This is a genomic window from Microcoleus sp. D3_18a_C4 (assembly GCF_036702415.1).
Lineage (GTDB): Bacteria > Cyanobacteriota > Cyanobacteriia > Cyanobacteriales > Microcoleaceae > Microcoleus.
This window is the reverse complement of record NZ_JAUBTI010000025.1, coordinates 52,435-74,315: the sequence shown is the minus strand read 5'-3', so window position 1 is coordinate 74,315 and position 21,881 is coordinate 52,435. Positions and strand designations below refer to the sequence as shown.

Sequence of the window (21,881 nt, the reverse complement as noted above, 5' to 3'; positions counted from 1 at the left end):
CGCAAGTAATTACCAATTACCGCATTGCTAATTTACCGTATGAAAAGCTAAATATGCAAGTCATATAAACCAGTATCAACAAAGCTTATGGGTTTTCAAGATAATTTTTTTCATACCCTAATTAAGCAACACCCCAATTACCGATTACCAATTACCCATCTTAATGTTTAAATGACCCAAGCTTTTTCTAGCGAACTCCTAAGTGTTAACCTCATTGCCCAGCGGTTGCCGGAAGCCGATCCAGATACGTTTCCGCTCCAGTCTCGCCGAGCCGAATATGCTGCTGAAAATCAGAGCCTCTTGCTTGTACCGGGAGAACCCAGCGAAATGCTGGTCAAATTGGAAAATTTAGGAACCCTTTCCCTAGAGCTGTCCCTAGAATTAACAGGAGATTTCCCCTTAGATTGGTGTCGCATTGACAGTATAGAAGGAAACATACTTTCCCCTGGCGAACGGCTGGAAGCAGTTCTTTATTTCCAAATTTCCGCCACCTTCTTTGAATCTCCCTCAGCTCTCAGTGCCGGCCAAGTTCTCAAACTCGATTATGGCGGCCGTTTGGCAGTGTACGGTTCTCAGCCTGGAACCGTGCCACAACTATTAGAAGTCGCGAATTTTAACCTCTACGTCCGCCCAGTGACTCGCTACCTAGAATTCCTGCCTCAAATTTATCGAGAAATAGATTTTTTAGGACGCTTCTTACAAATTTTTGAAGCAACTTTTGAACCTGACGTTCAAATTCTCGCTAACCTCTGGGCTTATTTAGATCCGCTCACTGCTCCCAAAGGAATGCTAGAATTCCTCGCTTACTGGATGGGGTGGCAAATTCTCCCTTATTTAAGTTTGGATCGGCAGAGAAATCTGATTCGCAACGCCCTTGACATTTACCGTTGGCGCGGGACTCGTCAGGGACTCCGCCTCTACCTCCACTTGGCAACTCATTTGCCTTTGGATGAACATCAACCCTCTGAAGATAATAAACATATCGGAATTTATGAATTTTTCAGCCAGGGTTTGGTTTTAGGAGAAACTCGCTTAGAGGTCGATGCAGTTTTGGGTGGAGTGCGTCCCTTTCACTTTACTGTTTGCCTCCGCCCCGAGCCAGAGCATTTCGTTGATGAACAGTTAGCTCGCACGATTATCGAACAAGAAAAACCTGCTTTCTGTACTTATGACTTATTAATAGCTGCTGGATAGAAATCAAATAATTCTTGCCAAGCTCGCCCTTGATGGATCTCAAAGTTATAACACTTTTTTACTGCTATACTTTTAAAATATGAATCAGTCATTTCCCAGACCAGAACCCTTACCTTTGAATCGCCTCTTTGTCGAAGATGGGCTATTATTAAATGCTGAACGGTGGCAGTGCGCTCACACTTACCACCGCCAGCGCCAGAACCTCCACTATCAATCTTTAAATCAACCGGGAATTGTTTGCGGTTTAGGAGTTTCTGTTATTCCCGCTCCTGACGATATAGCAGCAGAATATCGAGATGGCAGATGGATTAAAATTCAAAGTGGAATTGCGATTGATTTAGTGGGTAATCTTATTATTGTCCCAGAAGCAATGGAATTTCGCATTGCTTCCGAGGCAAAAGAACAGCCAATTTTAGTGCATATTGTCATTAGCTACGTCGATCCCGAAAAATTACACCGGAAAGAACCGAAATGTCAGATTCAGGAAACTTTCCGCATTGATGAAAAAATCAGCTATCCTGATGATTTAGAAGTAGAATTGTGCCGGATCATTTTGATGTCCGGTACTGTTCTACTTTCTCAACCGAACCATGTATTTTTTCCCAGTGAAAATCAGGTTGATTTGCGCTACCGCCAACAAGCGATCGCTCGCCCCCAAGGAATCGTTCGCATGGCGATCGCTGCTCAAAATTCTCCTGCAGATAGCGTCATTTCTGCTTATTTATCCGGTTTACTTCAATCTGTGGCTGCACTTTATCCAGCAATGCGAGGCATTGAAGAAGTAGGACAAGTTAACTTAGAAGTAGGAGTACAGCGCGATCTCCTGTTAGATCACGATCTGCTTTACATCACTTATCAACAATTTATCACTTTGACAGAAGCTGAATTAGAGATATTGAAAGAATACGACCGAACCGGTGGTGTTGTCTTAGTGGAACTAGATCCGACAACAACTGATTTTAAGGAATTAATCTACGTGCACAAGAAACTGCAAAGAACTTTGCTTAATTTTGAAGATGACAATGAGATGGCTGGAATTCGGCAGCAGTTAGAGCGAGAATGGGTAGAGACTCAAAAATCTATCGATAAAGAAATTGAAAAAATAAATTCACAAGTTCAGCAATTGGCTCGTCAAATTAGTTCTTACCCGAAAGAGTCGGGAGTGATTTTTCGCCAACACCCATTACGAAATCAACCTTTTCTATTCGGGGAATTTCCGCTTGTAGAAACTCAAGAGGTCAAGATTTTCAATTGGGGCGGTATTGTCTTCGCGATCGGTAATATCTCAGCAGCTTGGGGATTATGTAAAAACTTAAGTCTACCGCGAGAGACGATACGAAATGCTCAAGAAATGGGGATTAATATCTTACATTTTGCATGGCGGAGGAGGCAATTAATGCAGATGCAATTATAATAAGTGGATAACCGCTTGTTCTTAAATATCTCATCTTCTACAGCCATAAGAGTCAGAATACTATGCTTGCCAAGAAATTATCTTTTTTATATTCAGCATGGGAGGGTACGATCAATTCTCTATCAATTCGTTATACCCTGCCACTCATGATTATTACTCCTCTGCTTGTTGGTGTGGGAGCAAGTAGTTGGTTTAGCTTTCAAGCGGGCAAACAAGAGATTGAACATCTGGTAGATGAAGTGAGTGAAAAATCTACAACAATTATTGAATCAAAAGTTCACAGTTATTTAGAAAAACATCAGGTATTAATGCGATCGCAGTTAGCTGCCATTCAAAGCGGTGATTTAAAGCTTGATGACTTTGCAGAGTTACAACGATCATTTTGGCATCAAGTACAACAGCCAAATCTTTTCACTAATATTTACTTTGGTAATGAAAGGGGAGAGTATATTGCTGTTGAAAAGGAATCCCAGCAGACGCTATTAAAATTTAGAGATGAATCAACCAATCCCCAGAGGAATTTTTATCAACTTGATTCTCAGGGCAATCGAGTAAAGCTCCTTAAAAGTGCTCCCTACGATCCTCGCCTCCGCCCCTGGTATCAGCTTGCTAAGGAAGCAGAAAAGTTAGCTTGGACTCCCATTTATAATAGTTATGCTACAGATGCTCTTATGATTTCTTTAGTTTTGCCCATTCTGGAGCCAAAAACGGGGAAGTTTCAGGGGGCATTATCAACTGACGTAACTCTTCGAGATCTGAGTGATTTCCTGCGAAATTTGTCAATCAGTGCCACTGGTAAAGCTTTTATTTTAGAGCGAAGTGGCAATTTCGTCGCAACTTCGAGCCAGGAGCAGCCTTTTAAGATTGTGGGCGGCAAACAAGAAAGGCTGAAGGTAACACAAAGCCAAGAGGCTGTCATTCAAGGGACAGGTCAATATTTACTCGATAAATTTAAAAGTTTAGAGGCAATTGAAAGTAAACAGCAGTTCTCCTTTACCTTCGGAGGCAATTCGCACGTTGTTGAAGTAACTCCTATTCAGGATAACCAAGGACTTAATTGGCTATTGGTTGTTGTAATTCCCAAAGCAGACTTTACTCAAAACATTGATGCCTATACTCGCTTTACCATTATCCTCAGTCTTGCCATTGCCGGGGGAGGCGTTATTTTTGGGCTGTTGATGGTACGCTGGATTAACCAACCCATTCAAGATTTGTATCAAGCAGCCAAAGCCATTGAGTTAGAGCAATTTGATGAGTTAACCTTAGAGAAGGTCGCCTCTCGCGGCGACGAATTTGGAGGTTTAGGCAAAGTGTTTTTAGCGATGGCTCAGGTGATTTATAGTCGCCAAGAGAACATGAAAAAAATGTTGGTCACCCTGCAAAACAAAACTTCTCAAAATCAAAACTCTAAAAGGTTAGCAGTTTCAACGGAGCAATTAGATTACTGGGAAGAGTTAATGGCCGAATCTCAAAAAATTCGCAAAAAATTTGATAGTTTTCCTGAGAGCAAAGTTGTGTCCAATCAGCTAATGACTCTAGAGGAGAATATCCAAAGGGAAATCAAAGAATAATAGGTCAACGCTGACATGGCAAATAATCTGATTAGTACCAGTATTTCCACGAAGGAACTTACTTTTAAGCCCGGCGGCTTACCCGCAGTTTTTGAGGTCAATGCCATAAATGACAGCGATCGCTTTGCCAGCTTTCAGTTAGAAGTGCAGGCGGCGGGTGCAGATGCTAAACTCAATCAAAATTGGTATTTTTTGAATTCAGAAGTTTCTACTAAAAAACCGCCGGGAGATTGTACGCAATTTATTGTTAAAATTATTGATACGCCTTTGCCTGGTTTTGTCGGTCAGGTGAATCTGACAGTGCGGGTTTTTTCCATCGAGCTTCAAGATGAAATACGGCAAGTTCTGCGTTTAACTGTACAGGAAGGAACCAGCGGAGTTGCTTTATCATTAACCCTCCCGGTGCCGGAATTTCAAGTTTATCCCCAGCAGTTGCTTAAGATTCCCGTTCAAATCTACAATCCCAGTTACCAACCTGCTAATGCCGTATTGCAGTTGTCTGGAATAGATTCGACCTGGTTAATTGAAGACAAACAAGTTGTGCACGTTGCACCGCGCGATCGCGTGGAAGCGGTTTTCCTGTGCCAAATTCCTGAAACTACCCAAGCAGCTAGTCAACTTTACCCTTTTACTATTGAAGCAACCCTGACGAATGGTTTATCCTCGAAAGTTGCAGGGAGTTTGTTGGTTTTACCACAAGGATCGTTGTTGTTTAGATGTTCTCCTCAGCAACACCGTGTCCCCTCCCGAAGAAGAGATTTTTGGCGTTCCGATCCAATTACTTACCAACTCAATTTTGAGAACCTGAGCAATATCAAGCAGATTTGCCACGTTGACGTTGAAAGTGAAGAAACAATCGAATATTCCCTTATTCCCGAACAAGTTGAATTACCAATTGGCGACACTAATCAAATGCTCTTAGTAGCAAAAGTTAAGCGACATTGGTTTGGGAGGGTGAAAAACTTATTGATTGAAGTTGTGGCCGAGTTATCCGATCAGCGGTTGGGAGGGACTTCTCCTCAAAGTGAAACCTTACAGCTTAAGGTATTACCACTCATCCCGAGTTGGTTGCTAATGGGAAGTGGATTATTGTTGCTGTGGTTAGGTTGGTACTTTTCTTGGCTCAATCCAGACAATCCTTCTTTTGGACACGAAAAAGCAGTGAATTCTGTGCAATTTAATGGATTAGCAAGCACCTTAGTAACTGGCTCGACTGATGAAACAACTGCTCTCTGGTGGGTAGCTGGTTTTTTTGATCCTTTGACCAATCAATTCCTCAGTGAAATTGGCAACGCTCATAAAGCAGTCCGAGTTGTGAGATATCGACCTATTGACAATAATATCATCGCAGCCGGATTGGAAAATGGTGAAATTCAACTTTGGGAATTAACCGGAGGATCGGGGCTAATTGACGCTTTTTATTATCAAAAGGATGACCGGGTACTTGCTCTAGAATTTGCTCCTGATTCTCGCTCATTGTTCAGCGGTCATGGCAGCGGCTTAGTAATCCAGTGGGACACAACTTTGCGGCGGGAAGCGATGTTCAAGAAAAGCAATCGGCTTATGAATAAAAAACAATTTGACTTTGCTGTTTATGCTCTCAAGCTAATCGGAGATAACAATAATAACTTAGTGGTAGCTGGGCGATACAACCAATTAGTGCTTTGGGATTTATCAACGGATCGCACCTTTAAAGTTCCCTACCCTCTGGGGAGTCAAGACGACTACATCTTAACTGTGGACACCGCAGAATTGGCTCCTCACATTTTAGCAACGGCTGATAATAAAGGTAACATAATGCTGTGGGATATGCGATCTTGCCTGGAGGGAAAAGGCCCTTGCCAAATGCTCGATCGCTGGTTCCATAGCAAAGAAGGTGAAGCGGTTCGCTCCATCTCTTTGAGTGAAAATGCGTGCTATTTAGCGAGTGGGGGAGATGACGGAAAAGTAACTCTTTGGGCGTTAACTTCCGAAGGAAAACGAGCTAGAGAACTGAGAAACGGGGAAGTGGTTCAAAAGAAAGTTACCCACTCCTATAATAATAAAAAAATTAACAGTGTTCATCTCAAGTTAGTTGATGGCCAAGTTTTAATTGCCAGTGGGAGCGACGATACTCAAGTGAGAGTTGGAAAAGATAAAAGACGGGAGGATTTAGGTTGCGATTCTCGCAGAAATATTGAGCGATCGCCCTGAACACGAAAAACCCGTGAGTTCCCTTTCTACTTTAATTTAACAATAAAAAACTATGGTACAGCAAATTCCTTCAAACAACAGTCCTGCTCTAAGCTTGAATGACGCATTCAAGCAAGAAATTAGCACTTCGACCAAACCTCTAGCTGTAATTGTTAATCCCTCGGAAAGCACTTCTGCTTTTGCCGGCGAAATCTTTGAACTGCGGGTGACGGTGACGAATCAAGGCAACCAAGGCGCTATTATTAATATTTATATTGATGAAAGTTCAGGGTTGCTGCGGCAGTGGTGTAGTTCCCCTTATGAAAGTTTAGCCCTTGCCAATCATTCCAGCGCTGAAGTTACATTTCGGTTGGCAATTCCTATGAATGCCACCCCTAATACTTACAAATATTTGCTGGTTATTGACGCACCCCAACACTACCCAGAAGATACGCCCATTCGCCATGAAGCGCAACTTCAAGTATTACCACCCGTGCAGTCTGCAGTTCGGGTTAACGATCCCACTTTTGCAATTTTACCTGCTACTAGTGCCATCCAACCTGCTGCCATTCAGCCAGGACACCCTCTAGATATAACAATAGTAGTTTATAACCGTTCCGATCGCGTCGATCGCTTCCGCTTGACTTCTCCCGATCTTCCCTCCAATTGGTTTACAATTACTTATCCAGAAGGACTGGTAGAAGAAGGATTAGTTACAGAACGGGAAAGTTTAGCACTCAATCCCGGAGCCAAAGGACACGTCCAGTTGCGATTGCTATTTCCCCTCAATATTAAAGCAGGGAATTACACGCCCGCTTTCCGTTTAAGTTCGGTAAATCACCTAGACTTGGTACTGATGGATGTGGTGTATTTACAAGTTAATCCCATCTATAAGTTAATGCCCGAACTGCAAACCATGATTGCGAAAGTAGGGCAAGAAGCAGGATGGTTTCGCCTGTTGCTTGCTAATTCGGGCAACACGCTGCGGGAAATTAACTTGAGTCTGCTAGAAGGCACAGAAAAGCCAATTTGTACCTATAGTTTCTCTCCCGAAGAAGTTAGAATAGGCTCGCAAGCAACCAGTCAAATTGATTTGCGAGTTAAACCAAATAAATGGTGGCGGCGTCCTTGGTTTGGGAAGGGTCTTCCCATTCAATTTTATGTAGAATTTGCAGATACTTACAAACTGCCAGTCCCGGAACGCTTAGAAGGAACGTTAATTTGGGAAGCACGCCCTTTGTGGCACTTGATTTTACTACTTTTAACAGGTGCAGGGGCGATTACTTCACTAATTTTCCTAATTTGGTGGTTTTTGTTTCGTCCGCCTACACCGCCGAAAATTGCGGAATTTACTTCCATTTCTTCTCTCTATCAAGAAGCGACGGGAGATGCAATTTCTTTGAGTTGGCAGATCCGTAACCCCCAACAATTACAAGCAATCAAAATAGTTGGCATATCTCCTGAAAGTGGCATCGCTCTTAGCTCAGCCGTTTTCTATGATTTTAACCAAGGAATTCCTCGCGAACTCCAAGATTTTTGTAGGTTAGAAAGAGTTTTGAATTGCCAGAATGTCCGCACCGACGCACAGCAAGCGGGAAACTACGTTTTTCAAATGGAAATTTTTGCCAAAAAAGGCGAACAGTTAGCAGATTCCCAGAAGACTAGCACGATTAAAATTGGAGCTTTGGCATTGCCGAAAATTGTGGAATTCAGTTCCACCAAACCTATTTATCAAGAAATAGCCAGCGGTTTAGATACTATTTCTCCTAATATTTCAACTGGAGAGGGAGGTAGAGGAGCATCTATTGCTTTAAACTGGCAAATTGCCAATCCCGAACAATTGCAAGAGTTAAAAATAGTTGGCAGACAAGTAGACGGGACAGTCATTGCTCCTTTAAAAACCTACAATTTTCTGAACGGGATTCCCTCAGAATTAAGCTTATATTGTGCGTGGGAAACCAACTTAATTTGCCGGAAAGTTCCCACAAAGGTGAGGAAAGCAGGAGACTATATATTTGAAGTCTTTGTGGTTCCGAAGCAAGCTAATAATCAAGTTACGATTTCGCAAAAGACGGAAAATATTAGAATCAATTCTTATCAAGCTCCCCTGAGAATTTTAGAACTTGCCGTTAATGGTCAAGAAGCTCTACCCAAATATATTCTGCAAGGAAATCCCCTAAGTCCGGCTCGCAACTTGGTAATTTCGTGGAAAGTTGCAGGAGATAAAAATACCAAAGTTGAATTGCTGCCTAGTCCTGGAACAGTTAGTTTGGAAGGGGCAATTTCTTATCCCATCAGCCAGCAAGTAGGTAGCGAAACAATTACCCTGTTAGTAACAGGAATTAATGGTCAGAGATTGAGTAGAACTGTAACCATTGAGAAAGTATCGCCTCCCGTGAATTCCCCCTCAAAACCAGATGTAAAAGGCGTACTGCCGCGTCCTCTTTCCCCTCAAGGAACTGACAGTAAAAAATTGCCTGCGCCCAAACCGAGGAATCTGCCAATAGCACCAGGGGAGGCGGGAAAAAATTCCTCTATCTTTGCGCCGGCTGCTCCACCAAGCCCCTCCTCATTGCCAAGTTTACCTAAGCGGAATATACCAACCCCGCCGCCGCTAATTCAGAGCAATCCGCAGCCAAACAACCTTTCTTCGTCGCCAAGTTTACCTAAGCTAAATATACCAACCCCGCCGCCTCTAATTCAGGACAATCCGCAGCCAAACAGCCAATCTTCCTCAGATCCTTCTACAACTCCTTCCCCAACCCCTTCCCTGCAGCCTTCACCAATGGAAGTTTCTCCTCAGTTTGATTGAAGTCAATAACCTCCTTCAGCTTTAATAGTGAGCAATTCGCGATAGTTATGAAAAGTATTTTAGCTTGGATCGGTGCAGTAAACCTAGTTCTAAATATCAGCTTGCAACCGCAGATTTCAGTAGCAGAAACTGCCCAAAGAAATAATCCAGACAGGCTTTCCCAATCTGTCCCTGTTACTGGAGATTTTAACTACTATTTTTCTCTCTGTAGCGTTTGGCGGAGTCAACACAAATATGAGGCAGCTTTGTCGGCTTGCAATCAGGCAATTAATTTAAAAAAAAGAAACGCAACTCTGTGGGCTGTCCGCAGCGATATCTTGTTGAATCTACGGCAATATGAGGAAGCATTAGTATCAAGTTTGGCGGCTCTGCAAATCCGTTCTCAGGATTCGCTAGCCCTGACGCAGCAATGCCGATCGCTTTCAGCATTAGGTCGGCAAGACGAGGCGATCGCCGCCTGCAACCGCGCTCTAGAGGTCAATAAAAATTGGGGTGAATTTTCGCCAACTTTAGCATGGATAAGCCGGGGGTTAGCGCAGGAGCGGAAACAACATTATCCTCAAGCCTTAGAATCTTTTGAAGGAGCGTTAAAGGTAGAAGGGCCAAATTCTTTTGCTTTAGTAAGCCGCTGCCGAGTGCTGTCAGAAATTAGGCAATACGAAGCTGCAATTGCGACTTGCGATCGCGCTTTACAAGTGAATGAGAATTGGGGGGAAAGTTTTCCCGCTCAAGCTTGGTTTTGGCGGGGGTTTGCCTTCAGCCGTTGGGGGCAAGTCCCAGAAGTCTTAGGAAGTTGTTCCTCAACCGAGACTGCCTTACCAATGACCATTGTTTTGACCAATGAATGTGTTAAAAAAAATACCCAAGAGCGCTGGGAAGCAGCGGTTAATTCTTATGAACAAGCCACGGCGAACGCTCCGTCGTTGGCAATAGCTTGGGCGCAGCAAGGGGCAAATTTAAATCAATTAAACCGCTATGCTCAGGCACGCAGCTCGCTAGAAACAGCGTTGAAAATCAGCCCGAATTATGCCTTTGCTTTAGTGAATTTATGTGCAGCACTCAACAAGTTAGGGAATTATCAAGAGGCTTTGAATGCTTGTGAGAAAGCATGGCAAGGAGATGGCAAATGGGACGAAAGCGGACCAGCTGACGCTTTCCTCCAGCGGGGTCAAGCACTGGCAGGATTGGGTCAATTTGAAGAGGCCCTAGCATCTGCCGATCGCGCCCTAAGTTTGAGGCCAAACTGGGACCTCGCTTGGAATGCGAAAAGCGTCATCCTTTGGCAAGCGCAAAAATACGCAGAAGCACTGCAAGCGAGCGATCGCGTCCTTGAGATCGCCCCAAACTACTTTCAAGGGTGGTTTAATCGAGGGGGAATTCTCAACGCCATGCAGCGCTATCAAGAGGCGATCGCAGCTTACGATCGAGCGATCGTCGGCGATCTTAGTTTAGTCCCTGCGACTTCCCTCGCCTCTGTTTGGGCAAATCGCAGTGCTGTGTTGTGGCGCTTGGGGCAGTATCCGGAGGCGATCGCCTCTGCCAATCGCGCGCTCGCCACCGATCCGAATTCTGTATCAGCTTGGTTCAACCGAGGGTTATCTTTAGAATCAATGAAGCAGTACGAAGAAGCTGTGAATTCCTATCAGCAAGCCCTCCGGCTCGATCCGAAGCTGGTCGGCATTTGGGTTGCCAAAGGAATGGCATTCTTCCACTTAAAGCGCTATCAAGAAGCACTCAATGCTTTTGAAGAAGCTCTTAAAATCGATCCTAACTATTTGCCGGCCAAACAAAATCGGGATTTACTTAGCAGATAATCCGACAAAGCTGACGGGGTTGTCACCCCGTTAGCATGGATAGATTTAAATTTTAGCTAGCAATGCTGCAAAAAGGAGCAGAGGAACTAGAGAAAAAAATAGCTAACTTTAACCCACATTCCGCACCCCCAACTGGCACTACCGGCGGATTGAGGGGGTAAAAGTGAATCATCCGAGACCATCATGAGTAGAAATACTCAACTATCTCGGTCACTCAGCATTACCCAGTAGTCCATTCTGGAAAATTGACGTGAGGGCGTGAGTTAAATCTGATATCAGTTAAAATTGCGCTCGGTAAAAAACCAAGTTTATTACGTATCCGTAACGCGCTCACAGCCGCGAAAAAGCGTTAATTGCGATCGCTCTTCCGTAACCAATCATCACCAAAAATAGTGTAAACTGGCGAGATCGATGAACGCTCAAATCAGGATTCAGCAGCCCATGCAGAAAGCATCCCAGATGAAAGTAGAAAACCTAGATCATCTAGGGCGTCGGTACAGTATTAGAAGTTGACAACAAAAGAGATGTATGCAATTACCCGGCCACTGAATTCGACTCTATGCCCGGTTGAATTGGCAAAAGCTTAGATATTCGAGCAATGACATGGAGGTTATGGACAACAGCGACTCGACGTAAATCGAAGAGATTTTTCCTTTGTCCAAGATACCGGGCACGGTCCCCCTGCCAATGACCAATATGGGCTAGACAATGTTCAACTGTAGTACGCTTTCTCAAGTCAAGACGACCAGTGGTAGTGGATTGACGCGCTCGCAACTCTTGCATTAAAGCTTCATCAGGATGAATTGATACACTACGTCCTCTTTTACTATTTGTGCAGTCGGATCTCAGAGGACAAATTGCACATTCACTCGGAGGAAAATGAACAACTTTTCCCGATTCAAAAGGGATACTTAGGAATGAAAAATAAATAACTTAATAGATTTCTTGGAAAATAGTTTTATGATATAATGAAAATCTTTGCTGAGAGTTGATTGAATCCAAACTCCTGACTTATTTGCACTCTTGCCTTGCTAGAAACAGGATAAAATGCTAGAAAGTTCTGTTGGTCGTTACAAAATAAGTAAATCATGAAAAATCAATCTTACCTAAATTTGAAACCCGATCAATTTCAACGTAGATTTGGTATCAAGATTCAAACCCTAAAAGCAATGGTTAATGCCTTAGAAAACTTTGCCCTAGAAAATCCTAAAGACAGAAGAGGACGTCGCACCATCCTAACTCTCGAAGAACAGGTCTTAGTCGCCTTGGAATATTGGCGATAATATCGCACATATTTTCATATTGGGACAAGGGTAGTGCTAAATATGTAATGATAGAGGAGTAGAATTTCGTGCTTATGCTTTCCTATCATGCCAAGCTGCCCCATTTGTGCGTCTTCTCAAACAGTCAAAAATGGTCGTATCCACAACGGTAAACAACGGTTCAAATGCCATCACTGCCGACGACAGTTTGTAGAACAATCGACTAAAAAAGTGATTGCTCAAGCCACAGGGGAACTGATTGATCGATTGCTGCTAGAAGGCATTTCCCTGGCTGGAATTGCCCGTGCAGCGCAGGTTTCTGAACAATGGCTCCAAACCTACGTCAACCAGAAATATGCCATGATGCCTCGAAGTGTGCAGGTGACGCAAAAAAAAAGGGGGAGGCTAACGATTCAATGCGATGAGTTGTGGTCATTTGTCGCTGACAAACGGCACAAGCAATGGGTCTGGTTAGCTCTGGACTCCAATACTCGTGAAATTGTCGGTGTTTATATTGGAGCAAGGGACGAAGCGGCAGCCCGTCAATTATGGAATTCCTTACCTCAGGTTTACCGGCAGTGTGCGGTTGCTCACACCGATTTCTGGGCTGCCTATGGAGCAGTGCTACCGAAAAAGCGTCATCAAGCTGTCGGTAAAGAAACGGGTAAGACCAGTTATATTGAACGATTCAACAACACCTTACGCCAGCGCGTTTCTCGCTTAGTACGCAAAACCTTGTCATTTTCCAAATCATTAGACAACCATATCGGTGCTATTTGGTATTTCATCCCTCATTATAATGCATCATTACTTGTTTAGCACTACCCCCGAATAATGCTCGCCCGAAGTATATTTAGAGCAAGACAAAGAGTGTAATTTCTGTTCTACATTAGGACTACTTGGAACAATTCCATAGTAGTTCAGAACCATCATTAAGCAAACTGCAGTATATGTATAATCTGTTTGTATATACCCAGAAACATTTTTTCTCAAAACAGATTTTCTATATTCTTTGAAATGATATAGTCCTGCGATAATATCCTGATCGTTATAACTATAAATTTCTCCCTCATTCTTTAGGATTTTAGCTTTGTTTAAATATTCAAGAATCTTACTTCGCAAGACAAACCCAGAAATTCCGATAAAAGTCCTTAAAATAAAATATGCGTCTCGGTTGTCAAAAGCAATTATTTTTCTTATAAATTCTTGTGGGATAGTGTCATACTTTCTGATTACTGGAACAGACTTCTCTAAGCCTTGTACGGTCAAATTAATATCATCTAAATCAAGATTATCAACCCAAGAAAACTTTCTCAAACGACTCTCATAAATTTCCGAATCTCCAATATGATATTTATTCAGTAAAGCAGTACGTAAGTTCTCAGTCAAATCCGATGAAGCGTTTCTTCTGCATTCAAGAATATATTGCAAATGAGCAAGCTGATACTCTAAAAAAATGATTTTTCATTGGGCGTAATAAGCGAAGTAATGATTTCATCAGAAATCAAACTCTCATCAATCCAATTTTGGACATATTTTTTAATTGCGGCAGAGTAAACTAAAGTGGCTTTATCTACGGCAACACAAACATGATAAATTTTCACTATAAAATCAAGTTGCCGAGGAGAAATTTCAAATACATCATCTTCGATAAGATCAAGTAAGGCTGGCTCTAAATATTCCTCATAAAAAGTATGATGCCATTTCCATCTTTGCACCAGATTTTCGTAAAATGTTTGAGGCTCTTCCTTAAGTGTTTCATTAACCAGCTTGCCGAGTAAGATATGAGTTTCAGCGAAATAACGATTTGCATTGAGAAGCTGTGCATCAATGAAATCATCGATTTCGGCTTTCCAATGGCTTGGGATAATTCTTTTCTTTAGATATATGTTCATTGTTCTATCTGTTCCTTGTTCCTTGCTAAACGACTCCAAACAAACTGTAGTACAGCCCTGATATATACCTAGTTTAAAACTCTAATATGACCTCGATCTCCATCAACTTCCACAAGCTGACCAGTACGCAAAATTTCCGTTATTTGAGGTACTCCTACTACTGCCGTGATACCAAGTTCTCTTGCGACTATGGCAGCATGCGATAGCATCCCACCCACTTCTGTAACCAAAGCCCCACCGTTCATCAACTTTAATAGCATTGGAATAAACTCAGGGTCTGTAAACTTAGTGACCAAAACCGTATCTCTACTAAGCAAATCCATTGCCTGCTTATCATGAGCAGTTTGTGCCATTACAACTTGTCCACGAACTAAACCTGCAGAGGCAGCTATTCCTCCCCTTATTTCTTGCTGAGAATCACTTTGGGAAGGTTGTCGATCATCTATACGACGAGTGGTAACTGGTCTAGCTTGGTTGATGAATAACTTGCCAGTGCTTGCTTCAATAGAGAACTCAATATCTTGATCGCATTGAAAAATATGTTTAATTGAATTAGCAACATTTAACAATTCCCTAAGAGTTGGTTCATCTAATTGAATACCATTTGGTTTTGTCTCGATGAATCGCTGCGAAAAGTAGTCATAAATATATCTTTTCGGCGTTTTTCTACCTGAAGCAAGACTTTCTCCAAACCCTTTGACCACTTCAATAATCAAATGATTACTGCCATCAACAGGGTTTCTAGTAAAGATAACTCCTGAATACAATGGAATAACCATTTCTTGTATAATAACTGCTAACGTCGGTGAAGTATCATGACTTGGTTGGTTACTAGCAAATCTTGAATAGAGTCTAAGCCCACTACTCGAATGAGAATGATAAATAACTCTGGCAATAGCGTCAGAGAGATATTCTTTCTTGATATTCAAAAGGGTAAGGAACTGACCTGCCCAGCTAAACTCCCTACTATCTTCACCTATACCAGAGCTTCTAACAGCATATACGTCATTTTTTAATGAGTCTAGTAAGTTACTACTATCTAGAAGAAAGCCACTTGAAATATCTTGCGCTGTCAAAACCCTGCCCTCTTTAACATTCATTTCGTTACGCATTAATAGCGATAAGTTGTAGGCTTTCTTACCGACATTATTGATAGGGTTTTCACTCGCTTCATAAAGGTTAATCATTGATAATTCTCCTAAAAATTGATAAGTACACAAACTATACGGCGTTTCTATAGGGAAATGGATGTGGTTCATCAAACAGTTTTGCTGAACACCTGAGTCCTAATTTCCCAGGTACTTCCCAGAAACGTCTTGCACCTAATCTTCTGAGTTTAAATGATTTATTTAGATCGATAAGTCCAGGAATAACTACTTTTACCACTTGTATCGGCAGTGATTCTATGTCAGGTGTAGTTAAATTCTTATAGTATACATCAAGATTATTTTCAGAAAGCTGGTTATCTAGGTAAGAAGGGTTAAATTGAACATTTTCAAACTGAATCACATCACGGTTTTTTATCAAGCCAAAGAAATAGTTGGATTGATAGTACAAGAAGTGTTCATATAAAGAAGAAATATCATCTTTTATGGTTTTTCTAAGGTGCAACATATTTTTCGAGTAAAAATATGTAAATAAACATTCCTGGAACGCCTTGAAAATTCCTTGTTCGGCATCAAGACTAGCAGAAGCACCTATTCCCAAATGGAGACCACCATCATCTGTCCATACATATGCAAGAAATATAGGGATTTTAATATCACTAAAAAGCTTGTATATCTTGACATTGTAGTTAGATAATATCTTTCTTATAAAATCAGGACTCCTCACATTGGAGAGAACAGAGTTAATATCTAACTCAGGAGGATTTAAATCTTGGAAGTGATTAATCATGAGAGTGTCACGCTCAATTAATTCCAGAATGCCTGAAGCTATTGCCTCAGAGATATTAAGATGAGCTGCTACGCCCGTAGAAGAAGTTTCAGCAACATTTTTCTGTAGTTCAAACGGCAAATATACTAAACTTGCAGGATTATAAATATAATCTTCATGTACTTTAGAATTATATATTTTTGTCCATAAAATTTCATCCTCATAAGGATTAATAAAAGCATCGCTGTTTTCTTTGTACTGCTCAGGAGTATAAGTGTTAAAGCAATTTATCTTGTGTCGATTTGGTAAATCATCTAGTTTGCATAGGACAAGATCACCATCAGGAATTAATTGCATACAATAACGTTCAATACTTTCGCTAATACAAGTATTAAGCGTCATACTGTAGTCAAACTTTACTCCTAGCCCACCGCTTTAAACGTCTTTTGATAATGAGAAAAGATAGCTAGTTTTTGTAGTCAATGCTTGAAGCATGGATAGACCGTATGAGCTTAACTCCTTGTGTTCCAGGAAAGCATTAATAATTCCTACTTTATCGCTAAAAACAGAACTTAAAATTTCCTCTTGCCACGTAGTTAAACTTGAGAAGTCAGACATGGACAAAATAAGTTTATTTTCAGAACTCATGGCAGCATGTTGAACATTTTGGATTGGGCAATAGCTTATGTTGCTTAATAAGGAAAAGCTGATCTGAATCCAACTCCCAAATAACTCCTGGGTGAAAAGAAGCAATTTCATCTTTTATATGCTCACTTATTTTGAGCAGTTCTTCATCAGCCAAGGCTCTATATTTGCTGCTCTCAAACCAGCTTGAAGACCTAAATCTTGATTTGACGCATTTATAACAAGGGAAATCGATATAAATACCAACCAGGTAGGAGTTATCAGTTTTGCCAACCAGAAAACTCAAATCACTCGTGCTTGTGCTATGTAGCGTTTCAAGATCAGGTATTTGGTAATAGGTCATAGCAACTAGCAAACTCCACTTAAAAGATACAGAAATTTTTTTTCTAGTGAAATCACATTGACAGGATAGTGAATTCACTAGGAAGGCGATCTTTCCTTATGCCGTGCATAGTAAGTCAGTTTTGTTCTCAAATTTCTCCATCACAATCACCTCCCGAAGGTTTAGTATAATTATGGTCTAGAAGTAGGTGAGATACAGAAAAAGCCTCGAAAATCCGGACGGACTTCAAAGAATAGCGTACACCTTATATTAAGGAGAACCGCTATAGTCTAAAGATCCCGCATATCGATGATGTATGTCAACCCCTTCTTACTCGCCATCGGAATCTCCTTTCCTAGATAGAGTTCGCCGCACGATTCTACTCAATCACTTAAGCGATCGCACTGAAAAAACCTATCTATATTAGATTTTAGATTAGAGAGCATTTAGAGTCGATCGCACACTAGGGCGATCGCAAAAATCGAGACATTCATCACAACTTCTTCACGCACGAATAACTGTAACCGTTCGCCCCATTGGTGTCAGATGAATTTCAGTATTCAATCGTTCTTCTAATTCGAGCGCATTCTCGCGTCGATCGAAAATCACTAACCACCCTTCATCTTGTCCCAATCGAGCCAAATATCCATCTAACTGTTCCAACCCTTTACTCAACGGATCGACTTTCCGAGTTCGCCAAACCTTCAGTTCAATTCCCAATGTTACGTCACCATAACGCAAACATAAATCCATTCTGTCGCGTCCGATCGCATATTCCCGCTCCAACGTTCCCCCACCATTAATCACCCGATGCAGAAATGCCATCAACACTAAATGAGGGGCAATTTCGGGATAAGACGCACTTTTGAGTAACGGTTCGCCATGCTGTAGCCAAAACGCGAGAAACGCTTGCAGGAGTGCATCTGGTAGTAGTTCGCCGCGATCGTTCAACCAACTCGGACGGATAATCGGTAAACTATCTTGCGGCCCTTGCGCCAAAACTCGCGGCAACACTTCTCGATAAATTGGGTTGGCTATAACTAAACCCCCGGCTGGATCTCGTTTGAGCAAGCCCAAATCTACGAGGTATTGGCGATCGTCATTAGAAGATTCTGGCAATTCTCGTCCGGCTAGCATCGGCTCGATAATGGCTTTAACTCGGTTTTCTCGCAGTCGTTCTGCCAAGCTATCCAAATGCGTATCTTGTCGTTTTATGAGAATTTCTTTGGCTTCTAAAATATGGTCGGGTGTAATTTCTATAGATTCATCGGTAACTAATTCTTCTACAATTTCCTTAGCTAAAGCATTCACTAACCAAGGTTGTCCCTGAGTCAGTTCAAAAGCTAAGGCTACGGCTTCATGTGTAAAAACTTGCCCGGTATCTTGGGTATGTTGCGCGTAGAGTTCCGCGACTTCAGAGGCATTAAAATCTCTGAGAGTAATCGATCGCACTTTAATATTAAACGGACTGGATGTATGGAGTCGATCGCTTCCCCCCGCAGCCACTTTGTAATCGCGAACATCCCGCAAACCAATTAAACCCACCGATTGCGGAAACGCTTTCGGGCGATTGGGATAACCATCGCGTAATTGGCGCAGAATAGAAATCAAAGCTTGGTCTTGTAGTGCGTCAATTTCATCGATCAAAATGACCAAAGGACGAGATGAAACTTGTGCCCAAGCTTGTAAAGCAGCCCGAATTTTCTGTCCCCCCGATTGCATCGCTGTCCAGTCAGGCGGTTGCAGTTCGAGTGGGAGACGGACGGAAATGTTATCTCGCCAAGCCCCCAAAATAGCCTCTTCTGCACCCGCAATGTCTTGACTGAAGGGTGCGCCGACTTCAACTGACAGCATCACGGCGGTGTATTGTCCGCTTTCGGTGAGTTGTTTGGCTAACGCCAGCATGGCGGTGGTTTTTCCCACTTGCCGGGGTGCATGGATGACGAAATAGTTGCGTTGAGCGATTAACCGTTCTAAGCTTGGTAAGCGTACCGTGGGCGACAGTGCGTAATGAATGTCTTCTTGGCATGGGCCAGCAGTATTGAACCAACGCGGCATAGGTCAACTGGGGCGAATGGAGCTGCTCTCAGTTTACCTAAAAATAGGGTCTAAAGCCTCGTCCTTCGCTTGACGGATTTTTTTGAGCTTAAGGCTTCTAATGAGCTCCCTTAGAGCATCTGATTTCGATCTACCGCGTGATTCGCAGTAAGATTCTAGCTTCTCAAACTCTTCATCAGTCAGCCTAAGAAATACGCTCTTTTTCATGGCAAAGTATAGCTATATGATCTACAATAATAGCATGAAAACATTGAAGTTTAAGCTATATCAAAGCAAGCGGAATAGACACCTCAAGCGAAGTATCAATGCTGCCGGGGTGATCTACAACCATTGCATTGCACTCCATAAACGGTACTACCGAATGTGGGGAAAGCATTTGAATTGTGCAAAACTTCAATCGCATATTGCCAAACAGAGAAAGCGTAAAGCGTTCTGGCAAACGGTCGGCTCTCAAGCTGTGCAGGATATCTGCCAACGAATCTCGATCGCCTACCAACTGTTTTTTAAGCATCACAAGAAAGGAGTTAGACCGCCCGGATTCAAGAAAGTTCGCAGATACAAATCGTTCACTCTCAAGCAAGCTGGCTACAAATTCTTAGGCGGCAATCGAATTAAGATTGGGAATCGCGTTTATCAGTATTGGAATTCCAGAGAGATAGAGGGGACGGTCAAGACGTTAACCATTAAACGCACGACATTAGGAGAGCTATTTATGGTTGTGGTCGTTGACAGCGTTGAAGAACCTGAAACCAAAGTCGAGACGAGTAGAATCGCTGGCGCAAGATTTCGGCTTAAAAACGTTTCTCACCTGCTCAGATGGAACGAAAATCGAATCACCGCAATTTCTGAAACAGTCCCTTAACGCTATTAAGAAAGCAAATCGTCAGCATTCCAAAAAACGGAAAGGCTCAGCGAACCGGGAAAGAGCAAGACTCAATTTAGTTCGCAAGTACGAGGATGTAGTGAATCGTCGCTCTGATTGGTTCTGGAAATTGGCTCACGAACTAACTGATAAGTTCGATATGCTGTGCTTTGAGACGTTGAATCTAAAAGGAATGCAACGACTTTGGGGACGTAAAATCTCAGACCTTGCATTCGGCGAATTTCTCCAAATTCTCGAATGGGTTGCCAAGAAAAAAAATAAGCAGGTGATCTTCGTCGATCAGTGGTATCCATCCTCTAAGACTTGCAATCATTGTGGACACGTCCTAAAAAAGTTGGATTTGAATACGAGAGAATGGCGATGTCCGTCCTGTCAGAACGTGAACGACAGAGACGAGAATGCAGCTAAGAACATTTGTGCGGTTGGGGCATCAACCGTTAAGTTAGGCGATGTTAGACAGGCTATGCCTGCAATCGCTGTCTGAGCTTAGAATCCCCCGTGATAAGAGCCGGGGGAGTATGTCAATGTACTGTTATTGGAATGGCGTTCTAGTTGTTAAGCGGGGGTTTGTACCGACTCTCGGTACCAGATGAAGCTCTCTCAGAGCGAAAGTCGTGCTCGATTCTTGATTCAAAAGACCTCTTGCAAAAATAATTAGGACGGGCTCTCCGGCCCATCCCACAAGATTTATTTTTTCTTGTGGGATGGGCCGGAGAGCCCGTCCCATCAATTGATGAAAAGGATGTTTTGCAAGAGCTCTAAAGAACGAAAGAACCCCAACTGCCAACTGCCAAAGTTTCACTCTTCCACGCGATAGCCCAATTCCGCTAAACGAGTGCGCGACTGCCGCCATTTCGGCTGCACCTTGACAAATAATTCCAAATATACTTTACCTTCAATTAACTTTTGAATCTGTTCTCGCGCCGCACTGCCGATCGACTTGAGCATACTGCCGCTTTTACCGATTAAAATGCCTTTTTGGGAATCCCGTTCGACGTGAATTGTCGCCAGAATGCGCGTAATTTTTGCTTCTTCTTGAACTATGTCGATCGCAATTGCTACGGAATGCGGCACTTCTTCCCGCGTCAGCAGCAAAATCTGTTCCCGAATCAATTCGCCCATAATAAAGCGTTCCGGCTGGTCAGTCACCAAATCTGGCGGATAATAGTAAGGCCCAACCTCCAAATGTTCGATTAACAATTGTTGCAGCGGCTCGACACCCTCGCCCGTGAGAGCGGAAAATTTCACTACAGGCCACTCAGGATTGACAATTTGCTCGTAAGTTCGATCGATCAACACGGAATCCTCCGGTTGTTCGTCCAACTTATTCATCCCCAAAATCACCGGAACTTTGCAATTGCTGAGAATTTCGATAATATATCGATCGCCCCCTCCCGATTCCACGGAACCATCCACCACAAACAGCACCACATCCACCGACTGAATCGCGGTGCGGGCATTCTGCACCAAAACCTTGCCCAATTGGTGATGTGGCTTGTGAATTCCGGGAGTATCTACAAAAATAATTTGTGCTTCCGGTGTCGTCAGGATGCCCCGCAGCCTGTTACGCGTCGTTTGAGACACCGGCGAAGTAATCGCAATTTTCTGCCCCACCAACTGATTCATCAGCGTTGATTTTCCGACATTCGGGCGTCCGATAATACCCACAAAGCCCGATTTGTAACCCGCCGGAGCTGCGGGAACACCCATAATGTCCGATACGTCGATAAATTTACTCTCTTCCACTAAAATCACCTATTTTCAAGCCCCTTCTCTGTCTATTGTCGCCTGAAAATACTCAAACGCCCATCGATGCACTGTAGCATCTTTCTCGCCCTGGTATAGCGCGCCACACTCAAACCTCGATCGAGCCGCTTTCCCAGTGTTAAAACAGGATACGCGATCGGCAAAACTTGATATCTGAGACAAAATTTGATAAAGTTCCAATGACATCGATCGAAAAT

At 42.7% G+C, this 21,881-nt stretch carries 18 protein-coding genes and 1 pseudogene; 10 read left to right on the top strand and 9 right to left on the bottom strand.

What is annotated here, in order from left to right:
- Nucleotides 1-171 precede the first annotated feature (171 nt).
- The 6 genes from QUB16_RS14090 to QUB16_RS14065 all read left to right on the top strand — a co-directional run bounded on the left by QUB16_RS14090 (nt 172) and on the right by QUB16_RS14065 (nt 10,977).
- Complete coding sequence (locus QUB16_RS14090; RefSeq protein WP_333316904.1) at nt 172-1,194, top strand: phage tail protein; 1,023 nt, start codon at nt 172-174, stop codon at nt 1,192-1,194.
- Nucleotides 1,195-1,273: 79 nt separating this feature from the next.
- The gene (locus tag QUB16_RS14085; RefSeq protein WP_333316902.1) at nt 1,274-2,608 is read left to right on the top strand and encodes a hypothetical protein; all 1,335 of its coding nucleotides are present in this window, start codon (nt 1,274-1,276) and stop codon (nt 2,606-2,608) included.
- 62 nt (nt 2,609-2,670) lie between these two features.
- Nucleotides 2,671-4,179 (top strand): cache domain-containing protein, encoded by a 1,509-nt coding sequence (locus QUB16_RS14080; protein ID WP_333316900.1) that lies wholly within the window; start codon nt 2,671-2,673, stop codon nt 4,177-4,179.
- Between the two features lie 15 nt (nt 4,180-4,194).
- Nucleotides 4,195-6,372 (top strand): hypothetical protein, encoded by a 2,178-nt coding sequence (locus tag QUB16_RS14075; RefSeq protein ID WP_333316898.1) that lies wholly within the window; start codon nt 4,195-4,197, stop codon nt 6,370-6,372.
- 52 nt (nt 6,373-6,424) lie between these two features.
- Nucleotides 6,425-9,163, top strand: coding sequence for a hypothetical protein (locus QUB16_RS14070; protein ID WP_333316896.1), 2,739 nt, complete (start codon nt 6,425-6,427; stop codon nt 9,161-9,163).
- 47 nt (nt 9,164-9,210) lie between these two features.
- A complete protein-coding gene (locus tag QUB16_RS14065; RefSeq protein ID WP_333316894.1) occupies nt 9,211-10,977 on the top strand; it encodes a tetratricopeptide repeat protein in 1,767 nt (588 codons plus the stop codon).
- Nucleotides 10,978-11,511: 534 nt separating this feature from the next.
- Here QUB16_RS14065 and QUB16_RS14060 read toward each other — a convergent pair.
- Nucleotides 11,512-11,883 (bottom strand): annotated as a pseudogene (locus QUB16_RS14060) (transposase); the annotation flags it as partial.
- A 182-nt stretch (nt 11,884-12,065) separates the two neighbouring features.
- Between QUB16_RS14060 and QUB16_RS14055 the strand changes: the two are divergent.
- Nucleotides 12,066-12,260, top strand: a complete 195-nt coding sequence (locus QUB16_RS14055; RefSeq protein ID WP_333316892.1) for a hypothetical protein — start codon at nt 12,066-12,068, stop codon at nt 12,258-12,260.
- Between the two features lie 87 nt (nt 12,261-12,347).
- The gene (locus QUB16_RS14050) at nt 12,348-13,058 is read left to right on the top strand and encodes an IS1 family transposase (RefSeq protein ID WP_333316890.1); all 711 of its coding nucleotides are present in this window, start codon (nt 12,348-12,350) and stop codon (nt 13,056-13,058) included.
- Here the strand turns inward: QUB16_RS14050 and QUB16_RS14045 are convergent.
- The 7 genes from QUB16_RS14045 to QUB16_RS14015 all read right to left on the bottom strand — a co-directional run bounded on the left by QUB16_RS14045 (nt 13,047) and on the right by QUB16_RS14015 (nt 19,241).
- Nucleotides 13,047-13,628 (bottom strand): hypothetical protein, encoded by a 582-nt coding sequence (locus tag QUB16_RS14045; protein WP_333316888.1) that lies wholly within the window; start codon nt 13,626-13,628, stop codon nt 13,047-13,049. The genes QUB16_RS14050 and QUB16_RS14045 overlap by 12 nt on opposite strands.
- A 59-nt stretch (nt 13,629-13,687) precedes the next feature.
- Entirely contained in the window at nt 13,688-14,134 is a 447-nt protein-coding gene (locus QUB16_RS14040) for a hypothetical protein (RefSeq protein WP_333316886.1), read from the bottom strand.
- A gap of 68 nt (nt 14,135-14,202) precedes the next feature.
- Nucleotides 14,203-15,321, bottom strand: coding sequence for a PEP/pyruvate-binding domain-containing protein (locus QUB16_RS14035; RefSeq protein ID WP_333316884.1), 1,119 nt, complete (start codon nt 15,319-15,321; stop codon nt 14,203-14,205).
- A 34-nt stretch (nt 15,322-15,355) separates the two neighbouring features.
- Nucleotides 15,356-16,411, bottom strand: a complete 1,056-nt coding sequence (locus QUB16_RS14030) for a YcaO-like family protein (RefSeq protein WP_333316882.1) — start codon at nt 16,409-16,411, stop codon at nt 15,356-15,358.
- Between the two features lie 235 nt (nt 16,412-16,646).
- On the bottom strand, nt 16,647-16,997 hold the full coding sequence (locus QUB16_RS14025; RefSeq protein ID WP_333316881.1) for a hypothetical protein: 351 nt from the start codon (nt 16,995-16,997) through the stop codon (nt 16,647-16,649).
- 483 nt (nt 16,998-17,480) lie between these two features.
- Nucleotides 17,481-19,034, bottom strand: coding sequence for an ATP-binding protein (locus tag QUB16_RS14020; RefSeq protein ID WP_333316879.1), 1,554 nt, complete (start codon nt 19,032-19,034; stop codon nt 17,481-17,483).
- A 33-nt stretch (nt 19,035-19,067) separates the two neighbouring features.
- Nucleotides 19,068-19,241, bottom strand: coding sequence for a ribbon-helix-helix protein, CopG family (locus tag QUB16_RS14015; RefSeq protein WP_333316877.1), 174 nt, complete (start codon nt 19,239-19,241; stop codon nt 19,068-19,070).
- A 34-nt stretch (nt 19,242-19,275) separates the two neighbouring features.
- On the opposite strand from QUB16_RS14015, the gene QUB16_RS14010 reads away from it, so the two are divergent.
- Together QUB16_RS14010 and QUB16_RS14005 are read left to right on the top strand one after the other, a co-directional pair.
- Complete coding sequence (locus QUB16_RS14010) at nt 19,276-19,896, top strand: hypothetical protein (RefSeq protein WP_333299203.1); 621 nt, start codon at nt 19,276-19,278, stop codon at nt 19,894-19,896.
- The gene (locus QUB16_RS14005) at nt 19,778-20,401 is read left to right on the top strand and encodes an RNA-guided endonuclease TnpB family protein (RefSeq protein WP_333101674.1); all 624 of its coding nucleotides are present in this window, start codon (nt 19,778-19,780) and stop codon (nt 20,399-20,401) included. Before QUB16_RS14010 ends, QUB16_RS14005 begins: the two co-directional genes overlap by 119 nt.
- A 314-nt stretch (nt 20,402-20,715) precedes the next feature.
- On the opposite strand, the gene era is transcribed toward QUB16_RS14005, so the two are convergent.
- A complete protein-coding gene (era, locus tag QUB16_RS14000; RefSeq protein WP_293354472.1) occupies nt 20,716-21,627 on the bottom strand; it encodes a GTPase Era in 912 nt (303 codons plus the stop codon).
- Nucleotides 21,628-21,881 lie beyond the last annotated feature (254 nt).